1 protein-coding gene is annotated in these 270 nt (G+C 55.2%); it reads left to right on the top strand.

What is annotated here, in order from left to right; all coding sequences use genetic code 11:
- Positions 1-17: 17 nt before the first annotated feature.
- On the top strand, positions 18-270 hold a 253-nt coding region (locus tag Q4563_RS20010; protein WP_442903818.1), incomplete at its 3' end, for an NAD(P)/FAD-dependent oxidoreductase.

Genomic DNA, 270 nt, shown 5'->3' with positions numbered 1-270 from the left:
GGGAGGAAGTGTATTTTATGCTTGGCGACAGCAAGTCGATACAGGCCCCTGGCTGGGCTGTGCCCAAACCGATGCATAACCACGGCAACTATATAGGTAGCGTTGGCAATTTGTGTCGCTGGCTGGGTCAGCAGGCAGAAGAACTCGGCGTTGAAATCTATCCGGGCTTCCCGGCGGCAGAAGTATTGCTTGAAGATGGGGTGGTCAAGGGTGTGATTACCGGGGATATGGGCGTGGATGCCGAGGGCAATCCCAAGGACAGTTACACTC

Source organism: Gilvimarinus sp. 1_MG-2023, from assembly GCF_030548285.1.
This window is presented reverse-complemented; position numbering and strand designations above follow the sequence as displayed.